28 protein-coding genes are annotated in these 26,556 nt (G+C 68.2%); 18 read left to right on the plus strand and 10 right to left on the minus strand.

What is annotated here, in order from left to right; all coding sequences use genetic code 11:
* A partial coding sequence (locus MKL11_RS16355; protein WP_243945164.1) for an ABC transporter ATP-binding protein occupies positions 1–1,553 on the plus strand: 1,553 nt, incomplete at its 5' end.
* 206 nt (positions 1,554–1,759) lie between these two features.
* Positions 1,760–2,686, plus strand: coding sequence for a cell envelope integrity EipB family protein (locus tag MKL11_RS16360; protein WP_243945165.1), 927 nt, complete (start codon positions 1,760–1,762; stop codon positions 2,684–2,686).
* 289 nt (positions 2,687–2,975) lie between these two features.
* Here MKL11_RS16360 and MKL11_RS16365 read toward each other — a convergent pair whose 3' ends face one another.
* On the minus strand, positions 2,976–3,272 hold the full coding sequence (locus tag MKL11_RS16365; protein ID WP_243945166.1) for a DUF3572 domain-containing protein: 297 nt from the start codon (positions 3,270–3,272) through the stop codon (positions 2,976–2,978).
* An 80-nt stretch (positions 3,273–3,352) separates the two neighbouring features.
* Between MKL11_RS16365 and MKL11_RS16370 the strand changes: the two genes are divergently transcribed.
* Both MKL11_RS16370 and MKL11_RS16375 read left to right on the plus strand, forming a co-directional pair.
* Positions 3,353–3,724, plus strand: coding sequence for a response regulator (locus MKL11_RS16370; RefSeq protein WP_243945167.1), 372 nt, complete (start codon positions 3,353–3,355; stop codon positions 3,722–3,724).
* A gap of 78 nt (positions 3,725–3,802) precedes the next feature.
* Positions 3,803–5,176: a PleD family two-component system response regulator gene (locus tag MKL11_RS16375; RefSeq protein WP_243945168.1), complete on the plus strand. Its 1,374-nt coding sequence runs from the start codon at positions 3,803–3,805 to the stop codon at positions 5,174–5,176.
* A 15-nt stretch (positions 5,177–5,191) separates the two neighbouring features.
* Here MKL11_RS16375 and MKL11_RS16380 read toward each other — a convergent pair whose 3' ends face one another.
* Positions 5,192–5,881: an MgtC/SapB family protein gene (locus MKL11_RS16380; RefSeq protein WP_243945169.1), complete on the minus strand. Its 690-nt coding sequence runs from the start codon at positions 5,879–5,881 to the stop codon at positions 5,192–5,194.
* A gap of 225 nt (positions 5,882–6,106) precedes the next feature.
* Here MKL11_RS16380 and MKL11_RS16385 point away from each other — a divergent pair, with 225 nt between their 5' ends.
* Complete coding sequence (locus tag MKL11_RS16385; RefSeq protein WP_243945170.1) at positions 6,107–7,312, plus strand: DUF2252 family protein; 1,206 nt, start codon at positions 6,107–6,109, stop codon at positions 7,310–7,312.
* Positions 7,313–7,432: 120 nt separating this feature from the next.
* On the opposite strand, the gene MKL11_RS16390 is transcribed toward MKL11_RS16385, so the two are convergent.
* The 4 genes from MKL11_RS16390 to MKL11_RS16405 form a co-directional block, all read right to left on the minus strand.
* Complete coding sequence (locus MKL11_RS16390; protein ID WP_243945171.1) at positions 7,433–7,774, minus strand: hypothetical protein; 342 nt, start codon at positions 7,772–7,774, stop codon at positions 7,433–7,435.
* Between the two features lie 268 nt (positions 7,775–8,042).
* Entirely contained in the window at positions 8,043–9,335 is a 1,293-nt protein-coding gene (locus MKL11_RS16395) for an O-acetylhomoserine aminocarboxypropyltransferase/cysteine synthase family protein (RefSeq protein ID WP_243945172.1), read from the minus strand.
* Between the two features lie 58 nt (positions 9,336–9,393).
* A complete protein-coding gene (locus MKL11_RS16400) occupies positions 9,394–9,780 on the minus strand; it encodes a response regulator (protein WP_092045951.1) in 387 nt (128 codons plus the stop codon).
* 86 nt (positions 9,781–9,866) lie between these two features.
* Positions 9,867–10,523, minus strand: a complete 657-nt coding sequence (locus MKL11_RS16405; protein ID WP_092045953.1) for an alpha/beta hydrolase — start codon at positions 10,521–10,523, stop codon at positions 9,867–9,869.
* A 273-nt stretch (positions 10,524–10,796) separates the two neighbouring features.
* Between MKL11_RS16405 and MKL11_RS16410 the strand changes: the two genes are divergently transcribed.
* The 6 genes from MKL11_RS16410 (at position 10,797) to MKL11_RS16435 (ending at position 17,710) form a co-directional block, all read left to right on the plus strand.
* The gene (locus tag MKL11_RS16410) at positions 10,797–11,966 is read left to right on the plus strand and encodes a cysteine desulfurase family protein (protein WP_243945173.1); all 1,170 of its coding nucleotides are present in this window, start codon (positions 10,797–10,799) and stop codon (positions 11,964–11,966) included.
* Between the two features lie 69 nt (positions 11,967–12,035).
* Positions 12,036–13,505 carry a Fe-S cluster assembly protein SufB gene (gene sufB / locus MKL11_RS16415; RefSeq protein ID WP_243945174.1) on the plus strand — a complete coding sequence of 490 codons (1,470 nt, stop codon included), beginning with the start codon at positions 12,036–12,038 and terminating at the stop codon, positions 13,503–13,505.
* 200 nt (positions 13,506–13,705) lie between these two features.
* Positions 13,706–14,458: a Fe-S cluster assembly ATPase SufC gene (gene sufC / locus MKL11_RS16420; RefSeq protein WP_243945175.1), complete on the plus strand. Its 753-nt coding sequence runs from the start codon at positions 13,706–13,708 to the stop codon at positions 14,456–14,458.
* A gap of 4 nt (positions 14,459–14,462) precedes the next feature.
* Positions 14,463–15,785 (plus strand): SufB/SufD family protein, encoded by a 1,323-nt coding sequence (locus MKL11_RS16425; RefSeq protein ID WP_243945176.1) that lies wholly within the window; start codon positions 14,463–14,465, stop codon positions 15,783–15,785.
* A gap of 203 nt (positions 15,786–15,988) precedes the next feature.
* Entirely contained in the window at positions 15,989–17,233 is a 1,245-nt protein-coding gene (locus MKL11_RS16430; protein ID WP_243945177.1) for a cysteine desulfurase, read from the plus strand.
* 93 nt (positions 17,234–17,326) lie between these two features.
* Entirely contained in the window at positions 17,327–17,710 is a 384-nt protein-coding gene (locus tag MKL11_RS16435) for an SUF system Fe-S cluster assembly protein (RefSeq protein ID WP_007566736.1), read from the plus strand.
* Between the two features lie 44 nt (positions 17,711–17,754).
* On the opposite strand, the gene MKL11_RS16440 is transcribed toward MKL11_RS16435, so the two are convergent.
* A complete protein-coding gene (locus MKL11_RS16440) occupies positions 17,755–18,159 on the minus strand; it encodes a hypothetical protein (RefSeq protein WP_243945178.1) in 405 nt (134 codons plus the stop codon).
* Between the two features lie 434 nt (positions 18,160–18,593).
* On the opposite strand from MKL11_RS16440, the gene MKL11_RS16445 reads away from it, so the two are divergent.
* The 6 genes from MKL11_RS16445 (at position 18,594) to MKL11_RS16470 (ending at position 23,228) form a co-directional block, all read left to right on the plus strand.
* Positions 18,594–18,932, plus strand: a complete 339-nt coding sequence (locus MKL11_RS16445; protein ID WP_243945179.1) for a hypothetical protein — start codon at positions 18,594–18,596, stop codon at positions 18,930–18,932.
* 313 nt (positions 18,933–19,245) lie between these two features.
* Complete coding sequence (locus MKL11_RS16450; RefSeq protein ID WP_243945180.1) at positions 19,246–19,557, plus strand: hypothetical protein; 312 nt, start codon at positions 19,246–19,248, stop codon at positions 19,555–19,557.
* 422 nt (positions 19,558–19,979) lie between these two features.
* The gene (locus MKL11_RS16455) at positions 19,980–20,231 is read left to right on the plus strand and encodes a hypothetical protein (RefSeq protein WP_243945181.1); all 252 of its coding nucleotides are present in this window, start codon (positions 19,980–19,982) and stop codon (positions 20,229–20,231) included.
* A 203-nt stretch (positions 20,232–20,434) separates the two neighbouring features.
* Positions 20,435–21,367 carry an ABC transporter ATP-binding protein gene (locus tag MKL11_RS16460; protein ID WP_409565869.1) on the plus strand — a complete coding sequence of 311 codons (933 nt, stop codon included), beginning with the start codon at positions 20,435–20,437 and terminating at the stop codon, positions 21,365–21,367.
* 14 nt (positions 21,368–21,381) lie between these two features.
* Positions 21,382–22,143 carry an ABC transporter permease gene (locus tag MKL11_RS16465; RefSeq protein ID WP_243945222.1) on the plus strand — a complete coding sequence of 254 codons (762 nt, stop codon included), beginning with the start codon at positions 21,382–21,384 and terminating at the stop codon, positions 22,141–22,143.
* Positions 22,144–22,310: 167 nt separating this feature from the next.
* Positions 22,311–23,228 (plus strand): hypothetical protein, encoded by a 918-nt coding sequence (locus MKL11_RS16470; protein WP_243945182.1) that lies wholly within the window; start codon positions 22,311–22,313, stop codon positions 23,226–23,228.
* A 90-nt stretch (positions 23,229–23,318) separates the two neighbouring features.
* Here MKL11_RS16470 and MKL11_RS16475 read toward each other — a convergent pair whose 3' ends face one another.
* The gene (locus tag MKL11_RS16475) at positions 23,319–24,083 is read right to left on the minus strand and encodes an alpha/beta fold hydrolase (protein ID WP_243945183.1); all 765 of its coding nucleotides are present in this window, start codon (positions 24,081–24,083) and stop codon (positions 23,319–23,321) included.
* A gap of 116 nt (positions 24,084–24,199) precedes the next feature.
* Here MKL11_RS16475 and MKL11_RS16480 point away from each other — a divergent pair, with 116 nt between their 5' ends.
* A complete protein-coding gene (locus MKL11_RS16480; protein ID WP_243945184.1) occupies positions 24,200–25,045 on the plus strand; it encodes an FkbM family methyltransferase in 846 nt (281 codons plus the stop codon).
* 22 nt (positions 25,046–25,067) lie between these two features.
* Here the strand turns inward: MKL11_RS16480 and MKL11_RS16485 are convergent, their stop codons facing one another.
* Entirely contained in the window at positions 25,068–25,661 is a 594-nt protein-coding gene (locus MKL11_RS16485; RefSeq protein WP_243945185.1) for a Uma2 family endonuclease, read from the minus strand.
* A gap of 71 nt (positions 25,662–25,732) precedes the next feature.
* A complete protein-coding gene (sfsA, locus tag MKL11_RS16490) occupies positions 25,733–26,446 on the minus strand; it encodes a DNA/RNA nuclease SfsA (protein WP_243945186.1) in 714 nt (237 codons plus the stop codon).
* Between the last annotated feature and the right edge of the window lie 110 nt (positions 26,447–26,556).

Genomic DNA, 26,556 nt, shown 5'->3' on the forward strand with positions numbered 1-26,556 from the left:
TCCTCTCCGACCTCACCGGCCGGCTGGCGAACCTCACCGAGACCCTGATCGGCGACCTCTACGCCAACGCCGCCTCCCTGCGGTTGATGGCCCACGCCGCCTCCCTCGACCTCGCGCAGTTCGAGGACAGCGCCCAGCAGGACCGGCTGGAGCGGGCGCGCCGGCAGGTGAGCGGCCGCACCGGGCTGATCGGGACCGTCTTCGGGCAGCTCCAGGCCCTGGTGACGCTGGCCTCGCTCACCGCCGGGGTGGCGGCCTTCACCCCGTGGCTGGTGGTGCTGATCGCCGCCGCCCTGGTGCCGGCGCTCCTCAACGAGTGGCACTTCACCAAGGCCGGCTATCGCCTGGCCTGGATCCGCAGCCCGGAGCGGCGGCGGATCGATTACCTGCGCTACCTCGGCGCCAGCGTCGAGACCGCCAAGGAAGTGAAGCTCTTCGGCCTCTCGGGCTACATCACGTCGCTGTATGCCGGCCTCGCGGAAAACCTGCTCGCCGAGAACCGGGCGCTGGCCACGGCCCGGGCGCGCTGGGGCTTCGCCTTCGCGAGCCTCGGGACGCTGGCCTATTACGCCGCCTACGCGGTGATCGTCTGGCGGACCGTGGCCGGCGCGTTCTCGATCGGCGACCTCGCCTTCCTGGCCGGCGCGTTCCAGCGCCTGCGCGGCGGCATCGAGGGGCTGCTGCTCGGGCTGACCCAGATCAGCGGGCAGGCGCAGTATCTCGACGACTTCTTCTCGTTTTTCGCGATCCGGCCGGAGATCCGCTCGCCCGCGCATCCGGTGCCGGTGCCGAGCCCGATCCGCGAAGGCCTGGTGTTCGAGGATGTCGGCTACCGCTATCCCGGCACCGAGATCTGGGCCCTGCGCGGCCTGTCCTTCGCGGTGCGGGCCGGGGAGACCGTGGCGCTCGTCGGCGGCAACGGCGCCGGCAAGACCACGATCGTCAAGCTGATGACCCGGCTCTACGACCCGCACGAGGGCCGGGTGCTGCTCGACGGGCTGCCGCTCGCCGCCTACGACCTCGACGACCTCCGGGCCCGGGTCGCGGCGATCTTCCAGGATTTCGTCCGGTTCGACCTCACCGCCGGCGAGAACGTCGCGGTCGGCCGGATTGGGGCGGCCGGCGACCAGGACCGCATCGCGGCAGCCGCGGCCCGGGGGCTCGCCGCCCCGGTGATCGCGCGCCTGCCGGAGGGCTACGCCCAGCCGCTCGGCAAGCGCTTCGCCGGCGGCGTCGACCTGTCGGGGGGCGAGTGGCAGAAGGTCGCCCTGTCCCGGGCCTATATGCGCGAGGCCGAGATCCTGATCCTCGACGAGCCGACCGCGGCGCTCGACGCAAGGGCCGAGCACGACGTGTTCGCCCGGTTCCGGGAGCTGTCGGCGGGCCGCACCACGGTGCTGATCTCGCACCGGTTCTCGACGGTGCGCATGGCCGATCGCATCCTGGTCCTGGAGGGCGGCCGGTTGCTCGAAGAAGGCAGCCACGCCGCCCTGATGGGGCAGGGCGGCCGCTACGCCGAGTTGTTCACCCTGCAGGCGCAGGGTTATCGGTGACGGGCTACCGGTGAAGGTCAGGGTTTCGAAAGGTCCGGGACCTTTCGCGGGTCCAGGGCGGGGCCCTGGTCCATCGGGGCTCCGCCCCCGAACCCCGCCAAAGGGCTGAGCCCTTTGGGAACCCCATATCGGGGACTGAGGCGATGCCCGAGGATTGCCCCTTTCGCGTCGCCTGCTATCTCGTGGACCTGGAACCGGGATTATTCATGCGCCTCTCGCACCTCCTGACGGCCGGCCTGCTCGTCTCCGCCTGGGGGGCACAGGCTGCGCCGGCCGTCTCCGAGCCGCCGGCCCCCGCGGCCAAGGCCGAGGCCCCCGCGCCGGCCCCAGGCATCGCTCAAGACATCGTGCTGGCCAACCACCGGGCGGTCTACGACCTGTCGCTGGCCGAGGGCGGCGGCACCCGCTCGGTGGAGAGCGCCCGCGGCCGCATCGTGATCGATTTCCGGGGCGATGCCTGCCGCGGCTACACCATGCTGACCCGGCAGGTAACGGAACTCTCCTCCGGCGAGAGCGGGCCGCGCCTGTCGGACATGCGCAGCACCACCTTCGAGGGCGGCAAGGGCCGGGAGTTCCGGTTCAAGACCACGACGCTCACCAACAACCAGCCCGCCGCCCCGGTGGACGGCACCGCCTCCGAGCAGGGCCCGGGGGAATCCGTCACGGTGAAGCTGAAGGGCGCGGCCAAGCCGCTCACCGTGGAGGGGCCGGTGCTGTTCCCGAGCGAGCACATGCGCCACCTGATCGAGGCGGCAAGGGCCGGCCAGGCGACCCTCTCGGCCAAGGTGTTCGACGGCTCCGACGACGGCAAAAAGGTCTACGACACCTTCGCGGTGATCGGCCATGCCGGGACCGGCCCGGCCTCGGACACCGCCCGCGACAAGCCCCTGCGGGAGGGGCCGCTCGCCGGCATGCCGCACTGGCCGGTGCGGCTCAGCTACTACACCGCCGGGGCAGGGGAGCGGACGCCGATCTACACCCTCGGCTTCGACCTCTACGAGAACGGCGTCAGCGGCGCCCTCAAGCTCGATTACGGCGAGTTCGCCATCCTGGGCGACATGGTCGCCCTCGACATCGACGCCCAGGCGGGAAAGACCGCCGCCAAGGAGGGCGACAAGGGCTGCACGCCGTGAGGGGGAAACAGGCCGCCGGACGCGCATCTCCCTCCCCCCTCTGCGGGGGAGGGTGGGCCGGCCGTCAGGCCGGGTCGGGAGAGGGGAGCGCCGCCGCCGAAAAAGGCAGAGCAGACGTGCGGGCCGACGCTCTCTCCTGAACCGTCGCTTCCCTCTCCCGCTCCCCTTCGGGGGCCACCCTCCCCCGCAGAGGGGGGAGGGAAAGCCGCGCCTCCCGCGCCTGACAACCAGATTGCCCACGCGCCAAAAGCCCGTGCACCTCTCAACCCAGGACGCGGCCATCGGCCCGTCACGCCCAGTCGTCCTCCGGCTGCGGCGACAGCGTGTGCCAGGCTGCCGCGATGCGCTCCGGCTTGATCTCCAGCGCCCCGGCGCAGGCCACGAGCACGCCCTCGTCGCCCATCACGTGGTCGAGGACGCCCGCCAGGAACGCCGGCTCCTGGGCGCTCGCGCGCAGGGTATCGGCGCTCAGGCCGCTCGCCGCCAGGAAGGGCAGGAGGCGGTCATCCTCCGCGACGATCCACAGCAGAACGTCGAGCGCGAGCCGTTCCGCAGATTCGGCCCCTTGAAGAGGTTTGCCATTCATCAACATGTGATCGCTACAAAGGTCACTAAGGGGCTTCACGGCCCGCTAATCATGATCGGCGCGCACCGGGACATCGGATCATGAAAAAGACGGTGCTGATCGTCGAGGACAACGAACTGAACATGAAGCTGTTCAACGACCTCTTGGAGGCGAACGGCTACGCGACCCTGAAGACCGCCCACGGCATCGAGGCGATCGAGCTGGCCCGCGCGCACCATCCCGACCTGATCCTCATGGACATCCAGCTGCCAGAGGTCTCCGGCCTCGAAGTGACCAAATGGCTCAAGGAGGACGACGACCTCAAGGACATTCCGGTCATCGCCATCACGGCCTTCGCCATGAAGGGCGACGAGGAGCGGATCCGCGAGGGCGGCTGCGAGGCCTATCTGTCGAAGCCGATCTCGGTCGCGAAGTTTTTGGCAACGGTTCGCGCGTATCTTGAGCCGCGGTGACGCCGAACGGGCGCACCATCGGCGGCGTCTGACCGCCCGCCCGGGCGGAATCGCGCAACGGCGCGTCAGCGAGGAACCATGTCGGCCCGCGTCCTGATCGTCGACGATCTGTTCCCGAACGTGAAGCTTCTGGAGACGAAGCTCGGGCTCGAATATTTCGACACGATCGCCGCCATGAACGGCCCGGACGCGATCGCGATCTGCGAGAAGGGCCTGTGCGACCTGGTCCTGCTCGACGTGATGATGCCCGGCATGGACGGGTTCGAGGTCTGCCGCTACCTCAAGAACAACCCGGTCACCGCCCACATCCCGGTGGTGATGGTCACGGCCCTGGACCAGCCCTCGGACCGGCTGCGCGGCCTCGATGCCGGCGCCGACGATTTTCTCACCAAGCCGGTGGACGACACCGCCCTGTTCAGCCGGGTGCGCAGCCTCGTGCGCCTCAAGGCGGTCACCGACGAACTGCGCCAGCGGGCGCTGGCGTCCCGCGAGTTCGGCATCGGCGATCCCCTGGCGCTCGCCGCCGCCGAGACCGGCCTCGACGCCCGGATCCTGCTGATCGAGGACCGTCCGGGCTCGGCCGAGCGCATGGCCGGGGCGCTGCGCCAGCACCATGCGGTCACGATCGAGCCCGACCCGCAGGCCGCGATGCGCCTGGCCGCCGAGGGCGGGTTCGACCTCGCCCTGGTGAGCCTCGACCTCGAGGGGTTCGACGGGCTTCGCCTCTGCAGCCAGCTCCGCTCGCAGGACGCGACCCGGGCGATGCCGCTGATCATGCTGGCCGAGGAGCACGACCGCGCCCGGGTGGTGCGCGGCCTCGATTTCGGCGTCCACGACTTCCTGATGCGGCCAGTGGACCGCAACGAGCTGATGGCCCGGGTCCGCACCCAGGTGAAGCGCAAGCGCTTCACGGAGGCCCTGCGGGGCGCCATGCAGGCCTCCCTGCAGCTCGCGGTCACCGACGCGCTCACCGGCCTGCACAACCGGCGCTACCTCGACAACCATCTCGGCGCGCTGTTTGCCGACGCGGCCGCCCGGCGCCCGGGGCTCGCCGCCCTGATCCTCGACATCGACCTGTTCAAGGCGATCAACGACAGCTACGGCCACGAGGCCGGGGACGAGGTGCTGCGCACCTTCGCCGAGCGGGTCCGCCAGCACACGCGGCCGGTGGACATCGTCGCCCGCTACGGCGGCGAGGAGATCGTCGTGGTCCTGCCGGAGGCGGGCCTGGCCGAGGCCCGGGCCATCGCCGAGCGGATCCGCGAGAAGGTCGAGGCGCTGCCGTTCTCGGTGCAGCGCGCGACCCGGACGATCCCGGTGACGGTCTCGATCGGCGTCGCGATCCGCCACCCGGAGGATACCGGCCCCAACGACATGCTCAAGCGCGCCGACATCGCCCTGTACCGGGCCAAGGCCGCGGGGCGGAACCGGGTCGAGCAGCAGGCGGCCTGAGGGCCTGCCCGACGCTCAGCTCATGTCCTCCCAGGAGGCTTGGTTCACCGCCGCCGCCCCCTGCAGCCGGGTCAAGGCGGCCAGCGCCCAGGCCCGCGGCTCGCCCTGATGCGAGCCGATGCAGCGCAGGCGACCGCCGTCGCGCCCCTGCGCCAGATTGGTCGAGCGCACCCGCAGGCCGACCTCGTCCAGCAGACCGAGCAGGGCCGCCGGGTTCGCCTCCGCGCCGAACTCCACCGTCACGGTGCCGTAGGTGCGCCGCCGGAGCACGTCCTCGAGCCGGCCGAGACCTTGCAATGTCGCCAGGCCCACGAGGGTCGCGGCGGCGCCGACCTGCCAAGCACCGGCCCCGAAACAGAGCCCGGCCACGGTCGCGAGCCACAGGGTCGCCGCGGTGGTGACGCCGCGCACGATGTTGCCCTGCTTCAGGATGGTGCCGGCGCCGATGAAGCCGATGCCGCCGAGCACGCCCTGCGCCAGGCGCATCAGGTCCAGGGTGATCTGGCTGTCGCCGCTGTCGCCGCTCCGAGCCATCAGCCAGGTCGCCAGCAGCATCGCCGTGCAGGCCGAGACACAGATCAGCACCGTGGTTCGCAGGCCGGCCGGATGGCCGAGCTCCTCGCGATTCCAGCCGAGCGCGAAGGCCGCCAGGAAGCTGAGGCCGAGGCGGATCGCGACGGTGTCGAGGGCAAGATCGCCGGTCATCGTCCGGCCCCGCGTTCCGGCCGGTCGGAGCAGGCGTCATGTGGCGTGAAATGAACGAACTGTAAGCCATAAGTCATGGCCGGGACTTATGGCGTCGGGCCGCGGCAAAAAGCTCAGAGATGCTTCATGAAGCGGAATTTAGTATCGCGTCCGACGCCAAACCATGATGTCGGACCCTGCCCGACTTCCATCAGGCCGGGCGCGACAGAGGAACGGACGACGCGGATGGATATGCAGGTGCCGGCAAGGTCCGGTCGCGCGGCGAGCGTGCTGGAGAAGCGCCGCCTGTGCAAGATCGCCTCCTCGCCCCACGCCTATGTCCGCGGCAGCACCGCGGAGTTCTACGCGCTGATCGCCCGCATGCCGGAGGGATCCCTGCCGGAGGGGCCGCCGGTCTGGATCTGCGGCGACGCGCATCTCGGCAATCTCGGCGCGGTCGCCGGGCCGGACGGGCGGATCGACATCCAGATCCGCGACCTCGACCAGACCTTGATCGCGAACCCGGCCTTCGACCTCGTCCGGCTGGCCCTGTCCCTGGTCACGGCGGCCCTCAACGCGACCCTGCCGGGCATCGTCACCGCCCGGATGATGGACGCCATGGCGGTGGGCTACGCCGACGGCATCCTCGATCCCGAAGAGGCCGAGCGGGACATCGCCGAATCCGACATCGTCGCCACCACCCGCCGCCGGGCGCTGGGCCGGCGCTGGCGCCACCTGTCCCGGGAGCGCCTGAAGGGCAAGGATGCCCGCCTGCCGCGCGGCGACCGGTTCTTCGACCTCGACCCGGAAGAGGAGGAGGCGTTCGCGGCGCTGAGCCGCGATCCGGAGGTGCACCGCCTGGTCCTGGCGCTCGGCGGCGCCGAGGCCGGGGCGGAGATCCGGCTGCGCGATGCCGCCTACTGGATCAAGGGCTGCAGCTCGCTCGGCCGGCTGCGCTATGCCGGCCTCGTCGAGATTTCGGGCGGCGAACGCCCGCATCTCGCGCTCCTCGACGTCAAGGAGGCGGTGCCGTTCCTCGCCCCGGCCGCTCCTGGGGCCGACATGCCCGCGGATGCGGCCGCCCGGGTCGTGGCCGGCGCCCGGGCCCTGTCGCCGAATCTCGGCGACCGGATGGTCGCGACCCATTTCCAGGGCACCCCGGTGACGGTCCGCGAGCTGATGCCGCAGGATCTCAAGATCGACGCCGAGCAGTTCTCCCGGGGCGAGGCGGTGCGCGTCTCGGGCCATCTCGCCGCCATCCTGGGCCGCGCCCACGGCCGCCAGATGGGGGCAGCCGACCGCCAACGCTGGAGCGACACGGTCCGCGCGCCGGGGCAGGGCGCCGACACCCCCGGCTGGCTCTGGTCCGCGGTCACCGACCTGATGGGCGCGCACCAGCGCGGCTACCTGGAACATTGCCGCCGCATCGCCCGGGAGGAGCTGGTGGCCTGATTTTTTGGAGCGGGGCCCGATCGCGCCACGCCTCGGTGGACCGATACGATAGGCCGCGCATTCCAAACGGCGCTCCTCGCGAGCCGCGATCCGCCCCCTCTCCCGAGCGGGCTAGAGGATTCACAGATCGCGTTCGGTGAGCCGGAGGGCGCCGCCGCGTTTTCGGGCCCGGAACTCCGTCCAGCCTCCGAGCGTCACGATCGGGCCCGGCTTGCCGTAATAACCGGTCCAGCGGCCCAGCCGGGCGCAGACCCGGGCGGCGTAGGCGGGCGAGCCGGGCGGGTGCGGGTTCTTCTGCCGGGCGGCCTTGCCCTCCAGCGCGGCGCAGCTTGCCTCCAGCAGCCGCCGGTCCTCGGCCGCGAAGGCGTCGGTCACCGGCCGCAGCGGGCGATCGCCGGCCGCGCCGTCCCGGGCATGGACCAGCCGCTGGACGATCACCGCCGCCACCAGGGTCGCCATCACCTGCCGGGCGCGCCTCCGGCTCGGCGACCCGCAGGTCTCCCCCGGCAAAGCCCTGGGCCGTCAACGTCCGGAACAGCTCCTCATCCTGAGCCCGTCGAAGGATCGATCGCCCAGCGCCGCCGGTACAGATCCGCCGCCGCATCGGCCGCATCGCGCACCGGCCGCGTCGTCGGCAGCCGCCACTGCACCGGCTGCTCCCCCGCCGGCGGCTCGGACCTCGCACAGGTCGACCACGTTCACCGCCTCGGGCAGGTCGCCGCGTCGGCCCTCAGCCGAGCTTGTTCAGCGCCTGCTTGAGGTCGGCGATCAGGTCGGCCTCGTTCTCCAGGCCGATCGACAGCCGCACGGTCTCGGGGCCGACCTGGGCGGCGGCCTTCTCGGTCTCCGGCAATTGCCGGTGCGTGGTCGAGGACGGGTGGATCGCCAGCGACTTGATCTCGCCGATGTTGACGAGGTGCGAGATCAGCTCCAGCCCGGCGATGAAGTTCAGGGCCGCCGGCTCGCCGCCCTTGAACGCGACCGTGAAGATCGAGCCCGGCCCCTGCGGGGTGTAGCGCCGGGCGAGTTCCTCTCCGGTCTGGCCCGGCAGGCCGGGATAGCTCACCCAAGCCACCGCCGGGTGCTCCTTGAGGAAAGCCGCCACGGCCCGGGCGTTCGCGCAATGCCGCTCCATGCGCAGCGGCAGGGTCTCGATCCCCATCAGCGTCAGGAATGCGTTCATCGGCGACAGGCCCGGTCCCAGGTCGCGCAGGCCGAAGAACCGGCAGGCGGCCGCGAACGGTGTCTCCGGGAAGGCCTTGGTGAGGACGAGCCCGTCGTAGTCCGGCCAGGGCTCGGTGATCAGGTCGTAGCCGCCGGCTTTGGTCCAGTCGAAGGTACCGGCATCGCAGATCACGCCGCCGATGGTCTGGCCCGAACCGCTCAGGAACTTCGAGGTGGAGTGCCAGACGATGTCGGCGCCGTGCTCGATCGGCCGGATCAGCGCCGGCGAGGCCAGGGTGTTGTCCACGACGAGCGGCAGGCCATGACGACGGGCCACCGCGGCGATCCCGTCGAGGTCCACCACCGAGGCGCACGGGTTCACGATCGATTCGCAGAAGATGGCCCGGCAGTCCGGAGTAATCGCCGCCTCGAAATCCTCCGGGGCCATGCCTCGGGCGAAGCGCGGCTTCAGATCGTAGCGCCCGTCGAGGCGCCGCATCAGGCCCAGCGTTCCTCCGAACAGGCGGGGCGACGCGACGTAGGCATCGCCGCTACGCATCAGCGTCATCAGGACCAGTTGCATGGCGGACTGTCCGGAGGCCACCGCCACCGCGGCCTTGGCGCCTTCCAGATCGGCGATGCGGCGCTCCAGTGCGGCCACCGTCGGGTTCGAGCCGCGCGAATAGGAGAACCCGGTGCGGCGGCCCGCGAAGATGTCGGCCGCCTGCTCGGTGGACTCGAACACGAAGCCGTTGGTGAAGTAGATCGGCTGGATCCGCGCGCCGGTGGCGGGGTCCGGCGCCGCGCCGGCATGGATGGCCCGGGTCGCGAAACGGTGCTTGCGGCTCAAATCCGTCATGGCTCTCGGTTGGCTGTACGGCGCCCGGATCGTCGACGCGCCCGAGCCGAAAGAGGCTTCACGCCGCGCGACGGAGGAAGGCCTGCAGGGTTCGGACCAGGGTCGTCGGCTCGTAGGGCTTCGGGATGAACCGGGCGCCGTCTGGCATGTCGTTGGGGCCGGGCGTCCCCATGCCGGAGACGACCAGCACGGGGATCGTCGGCCAGCGATGCGCCACCAGCCGGGCCAGCGCGAACCCGTCCATCGAGCCCTGCGGCATGTCGACATCGGTCATCAGGACGCCGACATCGTCGCGGTTTTCCAGGACCTTGAGCGCCTTGTCGGCGTGGCTGGCCTCCAGCACGGTGAAGCCGGCATCCGCCAGGGTATCCGACGCCTCCATGAGCAGGAGGCCGTCATCTTCCACCAGCAGCACGACGGGTTGGTCGGACGGGCTCTCTGACATCAGACCTGCAAAGGTTCAGCCGCGATGTGCGAAGCCCGCGCCGTATGCCCCGGGCCTGCCCCCGTCAAGGCGCGGGACCTCCGACCTCAGGCGGCTTCCTCGCGCTTGCCGAGGCGCTTGTCGAGGTAGGTGTCGACCGTCTGGGTCAGCTCGTCGACCTTACCGTCGAAGAAGTGGTTGGCCCCCTCGACCATCTGGTGCTCGATGATGACGCCCTTCTGCACCTTCACCTTCTCGATCACCGGCATGACGTCGCGGGCCGGCGCGACCCGATCCTCGGAGCCGTGCACGAACAGGCCGGAAGAGGGGCAGGGGGCCAGGAAGGTGAAGTCGAAGCGGTTGGCCATCGCGGCGATCGAGATGAAGCCCTCGATCTCCGGGCGCCGCATCAGCAGCTGCATGCCGATCCAGGCGCCGAAGGACACGCCGGCGATCCAGCACGACTTCGCCTCCGGATTGACCGACTGCACCCAGTCGAGGGCCGCGGCCGCGTCGGACAATTCGCCCGAGCCGTGGTCGAACGCACCCTGGCTGCGGCCGACCCCGCGGAAATTGAAACGCAGGGCTGCAAAGCCGCGATTGGCGAAGGTGTAAAAAAGGTTGTACACAATTTGATTGTTCATCGTGCCCCCGAACTGGGGGTGCGGGTGCAGCACGATGGCGATCGGCGCACCGCGCTTCTTGGGGGCCTGGTAGCGGCCTTCCAGACGTCCGGCCGGACCGGTGAAGATAACCTCAGGCATCGTTCGACTCTCGTTTCAGCGGTCGCCGGCCGCGCAATCGTAGGCAGTGAAGAGGCAGCCTTGACTCACCGCGCGCACACCATACAAACGCTCTTAGAATAGTTCTAGGCGATTAGAACTATTCTAAAGTAGCCGAGCCGGCGGGCAATGTGCGTTGGCTGCACCAGCCTTGCGGTTGGCGAGACCTCATTTGTCGGCGCGCCTTAGCACGGCGGACCGGTGCGCGGGCAAGGAATTGTCACGCGCCGTACCAGGGGACGACACGGAATCAGCATGAGCCGGGCCCGCGCCTATCTCGATCACAACGCGACCGCCCCCGTCCGCCCCGCCGTGGCGGAGGCGGTGGCGCGCGCGCTGATGCTGCCCGGCAACCCCTCGTCGATCCATCAGGAAGGGCGCGCGGTGCGCGCCGCCCTCGAAGCCGCCCGCGGCCAAGTGGCCGCCCTGGTCGGCGCCCGCCCGGGGCAGGTGGTGTTCACGAGCGGCGGGACGGAGGCCGCGAACGCGGTCCTGTCCGGGGCGCTGAGGCGCCGCGGGCAGCCGAAGCCGACGCACCTGCTCCATTCGGCGACGGAGCACCCATGCGTGGCCGCCGGCCATCGATTCCCGGAGGGGGCGGTCGCGGAACTGCCGGTCGATCCGGACGGCGTGATCGACATCCGCATCCTCGAAAGCCGTCTCGCCGCGCTGGCGGACCAGAGCGTGCTGATCTCGGTCCATGCCGCCAACAACGAGACCGGCGCGGTCCAGCCCCTGGCCGAGATCGTCGCCCTGGCCCGCACCCATGGCCGGGCGCTGGTGCACAGCGACGCCGTGCAGGCGGTGGGCAAGATCGCCCTCGACATGGCGGCCCTCGGGATCGACGCGCTCACGCTGTCGGGCCACAAATTCGCGGCCCCGAAAGGCGTCGGCGCGATGATCCTGGCCGACGATGTCGCCCTCGACGCCGCCTTCCTGCGCGGCGGCGGTCAGGAACGGCGCCAGCGCTGCGGCACCGAGTGCCTGCCGGCGATCGTCGGGATGGGCGAGGCGGCGCGGATCGCAGCCGAGTCCCTCGAATCGGAGGGTGTACGCCTCGCGGGCCTGCGCGACCGGATCGAGGCGGGTGTGTTTGTCCGGGCACCTGACGCGGTGGTGTTCGCAGCCGGTGCGCCGCGCCTGCCCAATACGCTGAGCTTCGCGGTTCCGGGACTCGATGCCCCGGCGGCGCTGATCGCCCTGGACCTCGCCGGCGTGGCGGTGTCGTCGGGCTCGGCCTGCTCCTCGGGCAAGGTCGCGCGCTCGGCGACGCTCGCGGCGATGGGCGTTTCTTCCGAGCTTGCCGGGGGGGCGCTGCGCGTCAGCCTCGGCTGGAACACGGTGGACGAGGATGCGTCACGCTTTCTCGACGCCTTCGAACGGGCCTTGCAGCCCCTATATAAGCGGCGAGGGTACGCGGCCTGAGCGCCCGCGTCCCACGCTTTCCGACAGACGCTTCCCGGTCCTTGAAACCGGGCTTGCCAGGAGATGCCGATGCCTGCCGTGCAGGAAACAATCGACCGGGTCCGCTCGATCGACCTCGACCAGTACAAGTACGGGTTCGAGACCACCATCGAGATGGAGAAGTCCGCCAAGGGCATCTCCGAGGATGTCGTGCGCTTCATCTCGGCCAAGAAGAACGAGCCGGAATGGCTGCTGGAATGGCGCCTCGACGCCTATCGGCGCTGGCTGACCATGAAGGAGCCGGAGTGGGCGCGGGTCTCGTACGACAAGGTCGATTATAACGACATCTACTACTACGCCGCGCCCAAGCGTCCGGCGGCGATGTCGCTCGACGAGATCGATCCCGAGATCCTGAAGACCTACGAGAAGCTCGGCATCCCGCTGCGCGAGGTCGAGGTGCTGGAAGGCATTGCGCCGGAGCGCCGCGTCGCGGTCGACGCCGTGTTCGACTCGGTCTCGGTGGCGACGACCTTCAAGAAAGAGCTCGAGAAGGCCGGCGTGATCTTCATGCCGATCTCCGAGGCGGTGCGCGAGCATCCCGAGCTGGTGAAGAAGTATCTCTGCTCGGTGGTGCCGGCGACGGACAACTTCTTCGCGACCCTGAACACCGCGGTCTTCTCCGACGGCTCGTTCGTCTACATCCCGCCGGGCGTGCGCTGCCCGATGGAGCTGTCCACCTATTTCCGCATCAACGAGCGCGATACCGGCCAGTTCGAGCGCACGCTGATCATCGCCGACAAGGGTTCCTACGTTTCGTATCTCGAGGGCTGCACCGCCCCGAAGCGCGACGACAACCAGCTCCATGCCGCGGTGGTCGAGCTGGTCGCCCTGGATGATGCCGAGATCAAGTACTCGACAGTCCAGAACTGGTACCCGGGCGACAACGAGGGCAAGGGCGGCATCTACAACTTCGTCACCAAGCGCGGCGATTGCCGCGGCGCCCGGTCGAAGATCTCCTGGACCCAGGTCGAGACCGGCTCGGCGATCACCTGGAAGTACCCGTCCTGCATCCTGCGCGGCGACGAATCCCGCGGCGAGTTCTACTCGATCGCGGTATCGAACGGCATGCAGCAGGTCGATTCCGGCACCAAGATGATCCACCTCGGCAAGAACACCACCAGCCGGATCATCTCGAAGGGGATCTCCGCCGGGCGTTCGCAGAACACCTATCGGGGCCTGGTCTCGGCCCACAAGAAGGCCAAGGGCGCCCGCAACTTCACCAACTGCGACTCGCTGCTGATCGGCGACCAGTGCGGGGCGCACACCGTGCCCTACATCGAGTCGAAGAACGCGTCCGCGGTGTTCGAGCACGAGGCGACCACCTCGAAGATCTCCGAGGACCAGAAGTTCTACTGCCTGCAGCGCGGCCTCTCCGAGGAGGAGGCGACCGCCCTCATCGTCAACGGCTTCGTCCGCGACGTGCTGCAGCAGCTGCCGATGGAGTTCGCCGTCGAGGCCCAGAAGCTGATCTCGATCAGCCTCGAAGGCTCGGTCGGCTAAGCCGGCCCCGGATCGCGAACCTTCGGCGATCGCGGCGCCCACGCCGCGATCGCCGACCGGATCAAGCGAAGGCTTCGACGCGCGGCCTCCGCGTGCCGGAAAGCCTTCAGAATGGCCGTCTCGGTGACGGCGCTACAGGAACTGACGGCGCGCAGTCGGCGCATGGGTCCGGCCCGCCGTTCGATAGGACTTGAACTAACATGTTGGAAATCAAGAACCTCGTCGTGCAGATCGAGGACAACCGCATCCTGAACGGCCTAAACCTCACCGTGAACGACGGCGAGGTCGCGGCGATCATGGGGCCGAACGGGTCGGGCAAGTCGACCCTGTCCTACGTCATCGCCGGCAAGGAGGATTACGAGGTCCTCGACGGCGAGATCCTGCTCGACGGGCAGAACGTGCTGGAGATGGGCGCCGACGAGCGCGCCGCCGCCGGCGTCTTCCTGGCCTTCCAGTATCCGCTGGAGATCCCCGGCGTCGGCACCATGACCTTCCTGAAGGCTTGCCTCAACGCCCAGCGCCGCGCCCGCGGTGAGGGCGAGATCTCGACGCCGGACTTCATCCGCAAGGTGAATGCTGTCGCCGACAAGCTCGAGATCAACAAGGAGATGCTCAAGCGCGCCCTCAACGTCGGCTTCTCCGGCGGCGAGAAGAAGCGCATGGAGATCCTCCAGATGGCGCTGCTGGAGCCGAAATTCTGCGTGCTCGACGAGACCGATTCCGGCCTCGACATCGATGCCCTGCGCATCGTCTCCGAGGGCGTCAACGCGCTCCGCGCCCAGGGCCGCTCGTTCCTGGTGATCACCCACTACCAGCGGCTGCTCAACTACATCGTGCCCGACACCGTCCACGTCATGTCGAAGGGCCTGATCGTGAAGACCGGCGGCAAGGATCTGGCGCTTGAGCTCGAAGCGTCGGGCTATGCCGAGTACCGCACCAACGAGGCCGCGTAAGTCCATGGCCGAGATCCAGAACCTGCGCACTAGCGCCGAGACCGGGCTGTCGAGCCTGTTCGAATCCGCGCGCAAGAGCTTCGCCTCGGAAGAGGCGATCGCCCGCGAGGAAGCGTTCCGCTTCTTCGAGGCCGCCGGCCTGCCGAGCCGGCGGGTCGAGGCGTTCAAGTACACCGACCTGCGCGCCGCCATGAAGGAGGCCGTTCCGCCGGCCGAAGCACCCTCGCAGGAAGCCGCTCAGGCCGCCGTCGCCTCAGCCAGGGGCTTTGCCGGTCTCGATGCGGCGTGTCTGACCTTCGTCAACGGCCATCTCATCCGTTCGCTGTCGGACCTCGACGGCCTGCCCGCCGGCCTCACGGTGACGCCGCTGAACGACGCGATGGGCAGAGGCGATGCCCGTCTCCGGCTGCTGGCGCCGGTCGAGCAGGCCCGGGAGAACCCGGTCTACCAGCTCAACACCGCCTTCCTGGCCGATGGCGCGCTGATCTCGGTCGCCGCCGGCACGAAGATCGAGCGGGCCCTGCACCTGCGCTTCATCGGCAGCGGATCCGAGGCCTTCTCGACCGCCACCCGCGTGCTGGTCGATCTCGCCGACGGCGCGGAGATGACCCTGCTGGAGAGCCACGAGGGTCCCGACAGCCTGACCTATCAGCCGAACGACGCTCTCGACGTGCGGGTCGGCAAGCAGGCGGTGTTCCGCCATGCCCGGCTCAACCGCGAGGGCAACGGGGCGATCGCGCTCTCGACGATCAGCGTCCGTCTCGACGACGAGTCGCAGCTGGAGACGGTCAACCTCGTCACCGGTGCCGTCCTCTCCCGCCATCAGATCTTCATGCATGTCGCGGGTGAGAACGTGAACGCCGTGGTCAACGGCGCCGCGATGCTGGGCGACGGCCAGCTGGCCGACTCGACCCTGCTGGCCGACCACGCCGCCGTGGGCGGCGTCGGGCGCGAGATGTTCAAGACGGTGATCGACGGGGACGCCACCGGGGTGTTCCAGGGCAAGATCATCGTCCGCCAGGCGGCCCAGCAGACCGATGGCAAGATGAAGTCGGATTGTCTGCTCCTCAGCGACGAGGGGCAGATGATGAACAAGCCGGAGCTGGAGATCTTCGCCGACGACGTCGCCTGCGGCCATGGTGCCACCTGCGGTGCCCCGGACGACGACCTGCTGTTCTACCTGATGGCCCGCGGCCTGCACCGCGCGGTGGCCGAGAGCCTGCTGGTCCAGGCTTTCGTCGGCGAGGCGATCGAGGCGGTCACGCACGAGGGCGCCCGCGCGGCGCTGATCGGCGAGATCGAGGCCTGGCTCGCGGCACGCGCGTGAACTCCTGGCCGGCCCCGCTCCGGGGCCGGACCATCGCATGAACCCGGACCTCATCCTGAGCTGCCCGCGTCAGCGGGCTTCGAAGGAGCCCTCCAGGGATCGCAACGCCAGCTGGAGGGCTCCGTCGAGGCCTCCGCTTCGCTCCGGCGCCTCAGGATGAGGTTGGTTTCCGGGATCGGCGAAGTCTTCGGAGAGTCGCGACCATGAACGCACACGTCCTCACCCCCGGCTACGACATCGAGGCGGTCCGCAAGGACTTCCCGATCCTGTCGCAGACCGTCTACGGCAAGCCGCTGGTCTATCTCGACAACGCCGCCTCGGCGCAGAAGCCGCGACAGGTCATCGACGCGATGGTCTCCTGCATGGAGACCGGCTACGCCAACGTCCACCGCGGCCTGCACTTCATGGCGAACGCCGCCACGGAGGGGTTCGAGGGCGCCCGCGAGACCACGCGCCAGTTCCTCAACGCGGCCTCCACGGACGAGATCATCTTCACCCGCAACGCCACCGAGGCCTACAACCTCGTGGCGTCCAGCATGGGCTGGGCCGGGCTGATCGGTGAGGGTGACGAGATCATCCTGTCGATCATGGAGCATCACTCCAACATCGTGCCCTGGCACTTCCTGCGCGAGCGGCGCGGGGCGGTGATCAAGTGGGCCCCGGTCGACGACGACGGCAATTTTCTGGTCGAAGACTACGAAAAACTGTTCACGCCGCGCACCAAGATGGTGGCGATCACTCAGATGTCGAACGTGCTGGGCACCGTGACGCCCGCGGAAGAGATCGTCCGCATCGCCCACGCCCACGGGGTGCCGGTGCTGCTCGACGGGGCGCAGAGCGCCGTCCACCAGCCGATCGACGTGCGCGCGCTGGACTGCGATTTCTTCGTCTTCACCGGCCACAAGGTCTACGGGCCGACCGGCATCGGCGTGCTCTACGGCAAGAAGGAATGGCTGGAGCGGCTGCCACCCTATCAGGGCGGCGGCGAGATGATCCGCACCGTCAGCCAGGACACGGTAACCTATAACGACCCGCCGCACCGCTTCGAGGCCGGCACCCCGGCGATCGTCGAGGCGGTCGGGCTCGGGGCGGCGCTCGAATACATGCTGGGGCTGGGCCGGGAGAACATCGCGGCACACGAGGCGACGCTGACCCGCTACGCCCACGAGCGCCTCAGCGCGATGAACGCCCTGCGGATCATCGGCACCGCCAAGGGCAAGGGCGGCGTGGTCAGTTTCGAGATGAAGGGCGCCCACGCGCACGACATCGCCACGGTGATCGATCGCCAGGGCGTCGCGGTGCGCGCGGGGACGCATTGCGCCATGCCGCTGCTCACCCGCTTCGGCGTCACCTCGACCTGCCGGGCCTCGTTCGGCCTGTACACGACGACCGCCGAGATCGATGCCCTTGCCGAGGCGCTCGCCAAAGCCGAGATGATGTTCGCCTGATCGGCGCAGCGTCCCGGATTCGATATCGCGGGCGATGCGCGGGCCGTGAATGAAACCGGTCCTGTCCGCGTGGGCCCGGGGGAGAATGAAACCATGAGCACCGACGCCACAATCACCGGCGGCGCGAACGCCCCCGCGGTCGAGGCCGCCTCCGCGATCCCGCCGGCCGAGCTGGACCGGCTGACCGACGACATCGTCGCCGCGCTGAAATCCGTCTACGACCCGGAGATCCCGGCCGACATCTACGAGCTCGGCCTGATCTACAAGGTCGATATCGGCGACGATCGGAAGGTCGCGATCGACATGACCCTGACGGCCCCCGGCTGCCCCGTCGCCGGCGAGATGCCGGGCTGGGTCGAGAATGCCGTCAGCGCCGTGCCGGGCGTGCAATCCTGCGCCGTGACGATGGTATTCGATCCGCCGTGGGACCAGAGCCGGATGTCGGACGAGGCCCGCGTCGCCCTGGACATGTGGTAGGGCGCATTCCGTCGGCTCGCGCCCCCGGCTCGAAGGCGATCGCGTCACAGATGTCGGATCGCGCGAGCCGGGCACCCATCTCGCGCCGATCGATGACGTCGGTCAGCGCTTCGTAGGTCTCTGCCGTCCACCAAGCGCGGCGCGCGGATCTCGGAGAGGTCGCGGATCCGCTCGCCGCATTCCACTGTGATGTGGGGACTCCGGAGCATCGCGATGCCCCTGCGCGGGGCGATGTCAGTCGGTAGCCGGACGGCAGCCGTCGCCTCGAGCGGAAGACTTGGGCTGACGACGATGTTGACCGTCACCTGATCGTGCTGGGTGCTCGCGCCGGTCGTCATCTTGATCTGCGGCACCGGCACGCCGTCCACGCGCGCGTCGAGTCGGCCCTGGCCAAGCTGACACGCGCAGAACGCCGCCGCATTCCTGGGCCGCGTCGCAGGTTCGGCCACGGCGATCGACGGGAGCCTAAAGGAACAGGCAAATCTCGGCCGCGCCAGGCGGCGCAGGGCCGAAGTGGCTCCAGCGGCGCCAATCGAACACGTAAGGATTGGACTATCGGCGCCTTCACCGAGCGAACGACACTCAATAATAGTTCAAATTTACGACCTGACGGCCGAATTTCCGCCAACCATTACTATCTGCGGGACAATTCTCGACCAAATTTCTGTCTAGCGCGACAGCTCCTGAACCTCCGAGACAGACCGGCGGCCCAACACGCAATTGTCAGGCGGAAATTGATTTTGCTTTGACTGTTTAATAACTGACAGAATAGCACTGATATGAATCAATTTATCAGGTCGTTAATATTTCGGTAACCACGCCTGCTCACAGGTCATGGACCGCCCGGGCAGGCGGTTTGGTTCGGTGCAGACGGTGACGTGAGATGGGTCCGGGTTACGTGGTTGCGGCTGTGTTTGAGACGTCCGGACTGATCGGCCTCGTGGTCGCCGGGTTTGCGATCCGCGCGGAACGGCAGGCGCGCGCATCCGGATTGCGCGACTTCCTCCGGTCCGGGCAGATATCGCTCTCAGCGTCGGGCCTGATATCGCCGAGCCGGTGGCGCGGAGCGACGCCGCGGGTGGTCGATGTGCCGGTCGTCGCGCATCGCCGCGGCGCGAGTCATCGGCGCGACTCCGCAGCCCGTTCGGCCCTCGGACGCGCCATCGGGCAGAGCAGCATCCGGACGGCACCCCGCCGCATGGCGCCGATCAACGCAGGATGATGTCGAGGCCGCTGCCGAGCAGGGTCACGGCGCTGAGCAGGACCATGAACTTCAGGTCTTCGAAACGCGCGCTCATGATCGATCCTTATTTATCAACGGGTTCGTTGTTGCTCGGATGCTGGATTATCACCTGATTAACGACTCTTTCGCGAGTCGTTTCAGGAACTGTTAGGGATTGTTCCGCGCTTTCCATTCGGTAAGGTTGATGAATGGTTAAGATCAACCTGTGCTGCTGAACCGGTCTTAACCGCCCGTCGGCAGGCCGGCCGTGCGGCGCCGCACGGTCTCGTCACAACAGGGAAGGCGCAGGCCGATGACGCAGCCACCGACCAGTTCCATCGTGCGGGCGCGCGACTGGATGTTCCGTGATCGCGGGACCGGGGCCATCACCATCGCGCAATGGCCCAACCTGCCGCTCTGGCTGTTCCTGGGATTCACGCTGGCCGCCTGGCTCGCCGGCGGGGCCGAGCCCATCGCCGCGTGGATGGGCATCGCCGCCGACGTGGCTCTCGGCTGGTGGGCGATCGATGAGCTCCTGCGCGGCGTCAATCCGTGGCGCAGGCTGCTCGGCTTCGCCACGCTGATCGGCCTCGCGACGCTCGTCACCCTTCGGAGCGGCGGCTAGAGCGCTCGCCGCCGAAGTGGATACCGGTTCGGCGTAAGCGAGCGCGTGACATCAAAGACTTAGAGCCGTCGCCAAAGAGCGGTCCGAGCCCTGCTGGTCCAGGCCGCCGACCGCGAGTCTGGTAGAGCGCGCTTTCGAGGAGGCATCTACAAATTTTGCACGACCGGAAATTGCATTCCGCGTGTTCGACCGAGAACGACTAGCCATCAGTTTTTGTCCGAATTCAATTTTCGTATAAAGGTTTACGGCGTCATCTAGCATTCAACCAACGCTTGAATTTCGGTTAACTACTGAGACGCGGGCCGATCGATTGCCGCCCGGCAAAAACTCATGAATGGTCGCGCCGGATTTGGCCCTGGGTAGCGCGGACCTGTCGAGGGGTGCGCTCCCTTGCTCGGCTTCAGTTTGGGCTGGACGGCAGGATGACCGACGCAGGAGGCTTCGTAGCCCTCGATGCCGCACCGCGCCTCGGCGAGCAGGAGCGGCTCCTCCGCCAGTTGGCCGACATACTGAACCTGCCCGTTTCGGTCTTTCGCCGCCGCCGCGCCGATCCGACGATCGAGGGACCGACCGCGGCCGAATGTGCGGCGATCCTGGCGGCGTTCTCGCGGATCCGCGATCCGGATGCCCGCCGGCAATGCCTGGCGATGGTCGAGCGTTGCGCCGGCGCGTAGGGTCGCGATCTGCCCCGCTGTGCGCTCGCACACGTGAGCGCAGTGAGAGCCGGCCCCGCCGCATGCTATAGGGGCGCCCGCGTCCGAGAGGGCCCGCCGGATCGGCAGGCCGCAAGGAACATCGCGACCGCCTCGGCACACGGCATCCCGGAGCCGGACTGCAGTCGCCGGTGCATGATGCCCCGCTTTCGACTTAGGCCCTGATGCCGATCATCTCCATTTCGAAGCTGTCGAAGACCTACCAGTCCGGCTTCACCGCCTTGAGCGGCATCGACCTCACCATCGAGCGGGGCGAGATTTTTGCGTTGCTCGGCCCGAACGGGGCCGGCAAGTCGACGCTGATCAACATCGTCTGCGGCATCGTCACGCCGAGTGCCGGCACGGTGATGGTCGACGGCCACGACATCGCCGCCGATTACCGCGCCGCGCGCCGGGCCATCGGCCTCGTGCCTCAGGAACTGACGACCGACGCCTTCGAGACGGTGCTGAACACCGTGAGCTTCTCCCGCGGGCTGTTCGGGCTGCAGCCGGATCCCGGCCATATCGAGCGGATCCTGCGGGCCCTCTCACTCTGGGACAAGCGCGACAGCCGCCTCATGACCCTGTCGGGCGGGATGAAGCGCCGGGTGCTGATCGCCAAGGCCCTCTCGCACGAGCCCCGGGTGCTGTTCCTCGACGAGCCCACGGCCGGCGTCGACGTGGAACTGCGTCAGGACATGTGGCGGCTGGTGCGCGACCTGCGGCAGCAGGGCGTCACGGTGATCCTCACCACCCACTACATCGAGGAGGCCGAGGAGATGGCCGACCGCATCGGCGTGATCCGGCGCGGCCAGATCATCCTGGTCGAGGAGAAGGCCGCGCTGATGCGCAAGCTCGGGCGCAAGCAGCTGACCCTTCAGCTTCAGGCGCCGATCGTCGAAATCCCGCCGGAGCTGTCCGATTACGAATTGGCGCTCGCCGGCGACGGCCGCGAACTGGTCTACACCTACGACACACGCGCCGAGCGCACCGGCATCACCGGGCTGCTCACCGGCCTGGCGGCCGCCGGAATCCGGTTCAGCGATCTCCACACCGAGCAGTCTTCCCTGGAGGACATCTTCGTCGGCCTGGTGCGCGAAGGGGAGACACGGGCATGAGCGACGCGATGAGTATGAACTGGCCGGCGGTCCGGGCGATCTACCGGTTCGAGATGGGCCGGTTCTGGCGCACCGCCGGGCAGAGCATCCTGGCCCCGGTGATCTCGACGACCCTGTATTTCGTGGTGTTCGGGGCCGCGATCGGCTCGCGGGTCTCGGCGGTGGACGGCGTGCCCTACGGGCTGTTCATCGTCCCCGGCCTGATCATGCTCTCGCTGCTGACGCAGAGCATCTCGAACGCCTCGTTCGGGATCTACTTCCCGCGCTTCGCCGGCACGATCTACGAGATCCTGTCGGCGCCGATCTCGCCGCTGGAGGTGGTGCTGGGCTTCGTCGGTGCGGCGGCCTCCAAGTCGATCCTGATCGGGCTGATCATCCTGGCGACCTCGGCGCTGTTCGTGCCGTTGCGCATCGACCACCCGGTCTGGATGATCGGCTTCCTTTTGCTCACCGCGGTCACGTTCAGCCTGTTCGGTTTCGTCATCGGGCTCTGGGCGGACGGGTTCGAGAAGCTGCAGCTGGTGCCGCTCCTCGTGGTGACGCCGCTGACCTTCCTGGGCGGGAGCTTCTACGCCATCAGCATGCTGCCGCCGTTCTGGCACGCGGTGAGCCTGATCAACCCGGTCGTCTACCTGATCAGCGCGTTCCGCTGGGCGTTCTTCGGCAAGGCCGATGTCAGCATCGCGATCAGCCTCGGCATGACCGCCCTGTTCCTGGTGATCTGCCTCGGCCTCGTCACTTACATTTTCCGCACCGGCTATCGCCTGAAGAGCTGAATTCGGGGCTGTGCGGCCAGTAACACGATGGACGAACGGATCCACTAGGGATGAGCGACCTGACGCCGTTCAAGCCAAGCTTACAGTCCGGCCTGAGTCCCGTATTGTGAATCGAACGGTAGGCACTTAGATCTGATTCTCTAAAGAACAGGACGCGAACAAAGGCGATGTCTGGTCCATCATTCCGCATCAAGTTTGATGGCCCCGCCCTGCAAGACCACGAGATCGACGTTGCCGATCTCGCACCCGCACTGGTCGCCCTTGGACAGATGGTCAAGGCGGCCAACCGGGTGGTGAACGGTGAGGCTCTGGAAGTTTCGGTCAGAGTCCGGACGGTTGGCGACGGGTCGTTCTGGGTCGAACTGACCGTCCGTGCTCAAAGCGCCTATGCGGCAGTTCGCGATTTTCTCGTCGGCCCGGATGTCGATGCTGTTCTCAAGCTTATCACAATCATCGGCTTATCAGGAGCAGGAGCGGGCATCGCCGGCAAAGGAGCCCTTGCTCTCATCAGGCAGATCCGGGGACGGCGACCTAAACGTCTTGGGCGACACGGCGGGCTCATCAGAATTGAGTTCGATGACGACACCCAGATTGAGGTCGAGGAAGCGACAGCTCGTGTTGCCTTCGACTCTGAGTTTCGAACGGCTTTGGAGCGCGTAGCGGTCGAACCACTCAACCAACCTGGCATTGATGCGATTGTGCTCGAAGGAGACGGTATAGAGGAGAAGATCACACAGGAAACCGCGGGCTCATTTCTCGCACCGCCAATTGTCGAAGATGGCCTGATCGAGACCCGGCACACGAAGGTCTTCTCAATCATCGATCTTTCATTCAAGCCAGGCAAGAAATGGCGGCTCTCTGATGGCCATGGTCGAGCGACGTTGGTCGATGTAGAGGATGCGGCTTTCATCTCACGGATCGAGAACAGCGAGATAGCTTTTGCCAAAGGCGATATTTTGGTTTGCGACGTGCGGGAAACTGCTCGCCAGACCGCGAAGGGGCTTCGAGCCGATTATGCGATCGTCCGTGTGATCGAGCACCGAGCAGCCGGTGCTCGAACTCAGCAATCGCGCTTGGCGTTCTGAGTTTTCCGTAGTCGCGATACGGCAGCTTCAGCGGCTGCTTCGCATGCTCGCTGCATGCATTCGCGTCGTCTGAGCGGCGCTCCTTCCCGCTCAGGGCTGCGCGGCCAAAAAGGCCAGCACGCCGTCCCGGTGCGGCTTGGCTCCGACTGCCGTCGAGTGGTCCTTGCCCTCGATCTCCAGCGCCCGCGCGTCCGGGATCAGGGCGGCCAGGGCCGGGCCGGAGCCAGCCACCGTGTCGAGGGTCCCGACCGCGACCAGCACCGGCACCTCGATCTGGGCGAGTTCCGCTCGGCTCAGCGTCTGGCGCGAGCCGCGCATGCAGGCGGCGAGCGCCCGCAGGTCGCTTCGGGTCTGCTCGGCGAAGGTGCGGAACGCCGCGGCGGTCGGGTTCGGGGCGGCCGCGCCGGGGGGCGCTTCGAGGGCTTCCGCGATCCCGGACGGCAGGCCCTTGCCCTCGATGAGGTGCATGCCGAGGCCGCCGATCAGGGCGGAGCGGACCCGGTCGGCATGGTCGAGGGCGATATGGGCGGTGATCCGGCCACCCATCGAGTAGCCCATCACGTGCGCGCGTTCGATGCCGAGATGGTCGAGCAGCCGCATCGCATCGCCCGCCATGGCCTCGGAGCTGTAGGCCGCCGGATCGTAGAGCTTCTCGCTCTCGCCGTGGCCGCGGTTGTCGAGCGCGATCGCCCGGTAGCCGGCCTGGGTCAGGGCTCGCACCCACTGGGTGTTGACCCAGTTGACCGCGTGGTTCGAGGCGAAGCCGTGGATCAGCAGGATCGGCGTACCGGCCCCCTCGGCCGGCGGCACGTCGATATAGGCGATCCGCACGCCGTCCGAATCGAAGGAATCCATGCCGCGCAACCTGTGCCGTCGAAGCTCGGCCTCCGCTTAGACCACCCGGCCGCGCTGGGGCAACGCGGCTGCGTCCGCTTGCCGGGCGAGGCACGGGCTGGCACACCGCCCCGGTTATGACCGATACCAAGCCCTACGGCACCTACGAACCGGCCGGCCTCGTCGCGGCGATCACCCGCCGGACCAACCGGATCCCGGCCGAATCCTGGTACGGACGGCGCCTGGCGCTGTTCCTGCGCCGGATCGCGATCTCGCGCCTGGGCGGCAAGCCCCTCGACGTGACCCGCTACGGGGCCCGCATGCGGCTGCACCCGTACAACAACAATTGCGAGAAGAAGGTGCTGTTCACGCCGCAATTCTTCGATCCGCAGGAGCGGGCGCTGCTGCAGGAGCGGTTGCCGAAGGATTGCGTGTTCCTCGATATCGGCGCCAATATCGGCGCCTACGCCCTGTGCGTGGCGGCGTTCTCGGGGCCCGCCGCCCGGATCGTCGCGGTCGAGCCGCAGCCCGACGTGTTCGAACGCCTGACCTACAACATCGCCCAGAACCCGTTCCACACCGTCAAGGCGGTGGCCTGCGCGGTGGCCGACAAGGCCGGCGAGCTGACGCTGTTCATCGACCCCCGCAACCGCGGCGAGTCCAGCCTGCGGATCGTCGGCACCAACGAGGGCGCCCGGATCACCGTGCCGGCGGTGACGCTCATCGCCTTGCTCAGAGCCGAAGGCCTGACTCGCGTCGACGCCATCAAGCTCGACGTGGAGGGCGCCGAAGACCTGATCCTGGAGCCGTTCCTGCGCGAGGCGCCGGATACGCTGCTCCCCCGCATCCTGCTCATCGAGAACGGCACCGGCCAATGGCAGATCGACCTGCCGAAGCACCTGGAAACGTTCGGCTATCGCGAGATCTCGCGCTCCCGGCTGAACCTGATGTTCGAGCGTCAGGGGCCGGTCAGGCCGGCGTAACCATCCCATCGTCAAGCGCCGGTCAGCGGCGCGGGTCGAGATGCGTGTCCGCGTAGAGATCGGCGAGGGTGCAGATCCGGCCGAGGTCTCCCAGCAAGAGCGGATCGTCCGGCGCCGTGAGCGTCGTGATCTGCCACGCCCCGCCGTCGGGGCGTTCATGCAATGCCACAGCCAGCCTGTCCTGCTCGACGACCACGATGAATCGGTTGTGGGCATGGGCGCGGTAGAAGCGAAGCTTGCTCTCGAACACCCGGCCGCGATCACTGGGCGAGGGCACCTCCATGACCAGGTAGAAGCGATCGGTGTAGCTGCGCTCGGTATCGGTTGCCGCGTCAATCACCGTCACTTCCGGCTCGGGTCGATATGCGGACCGGCTCGACACCTCGATCCCGATTTCCCGGTCGGCTCGCCAGGTTGGCCGCAGGCGGCGCAGCGCGGCATTCAGATGCCGCTCGAAATTGCTCGCGATCCGCTGGTGCGCGATCCTCGGAGCGGCCGATTGCATCGGGATGCCCTCGATCAGTTCCCATCGTTCTTCGGACGGGCGCGTCTCCAGGAAGGCGCGGAACGCGCCAGCGTCGAAGAGACGGTGTTCGAGCTGCGCGGAATCGGCCATGGGCTTCGTCGGAACCGCGGCGGTGACCGTGCGACGCTAGCACAGTCCCCTCATGGTCTCCACGGGGCGGATCAGGCCGGTGTGATCACCGGGATCTCGTCCGTCAGGGCGACGCCGGCCGGACTGACGGTGCAGCGATAGGCGCGCACCGCGACGCCAGCCGCGCGGGCGTCGCGGAACGCCCGGTCGAAGGCCGGGTCGATATCCCGGGCGACGTCGAACGCCTCCGCGTGCATCTGCACCACGATGATCACCAGCGCCCGTCCGCCCTCCGCGACCACCTGGGCGAGGTCGCGCATGTGCCGGGCGCTGCGGGCGGCGACGCAATCTGGGAATTCCGCGAGGCCCGCCTGACGCATCAGGTGGCAGTTCTTGACCTCCACATGGCAGGGCCCGCTGGCCGCGCCGCTGGCCAGGAAGTCGACGCGGCTGGCCTGCGCGTAGCGGACTTCCGGCTTGAACAGGTCGTGGCCGGCGAGCGCACCGATTAGGCCGGCGCGAAACGCCTCGGCCACCAGGGCGTTCGGGCGCATCGTGTTGATGCCGACCCATTGCGGGCCGCCCGGCAGGTCGGCCTCCACCAGTTCCCAGGTCAGCGGCAGCTTGCGCGTCGGATTGGTCGAGCGGGAGAGCAGGACCGGCCGGCCGGGCATGTTGAGGCCCAGCATCGCGCCGGGATTGGGACAGTGCGCCGTGACGAGGCCGTCGGCTGTCTCGATGTCGGCGAGGAAGCGTTTGTAGCGCTGCACCAGCAATCCGGGCGCGAGCGGCGCGGCGAAGAGCATCGGGTGGATATCTCCGGGTTCGTGTGGTCCGGGCCGGAGGCCGCGCTATCTGCTGACCATCCGCCGCCGAAGGTGTCACCGCTGCGGCGGCGAGACCGATGCGCGCAGGA

Origin of the sequence: Methylobacterium sp. J-077 (genome assembly GCF_022829365.1) — a bacterium.
Taxonomy (GTDB): domain Bacteria; phylum Pseudomonadota; class Alphaproteobacteria; order Rhizobiales; family Beijerinckiaceae; genus Methylobacterium.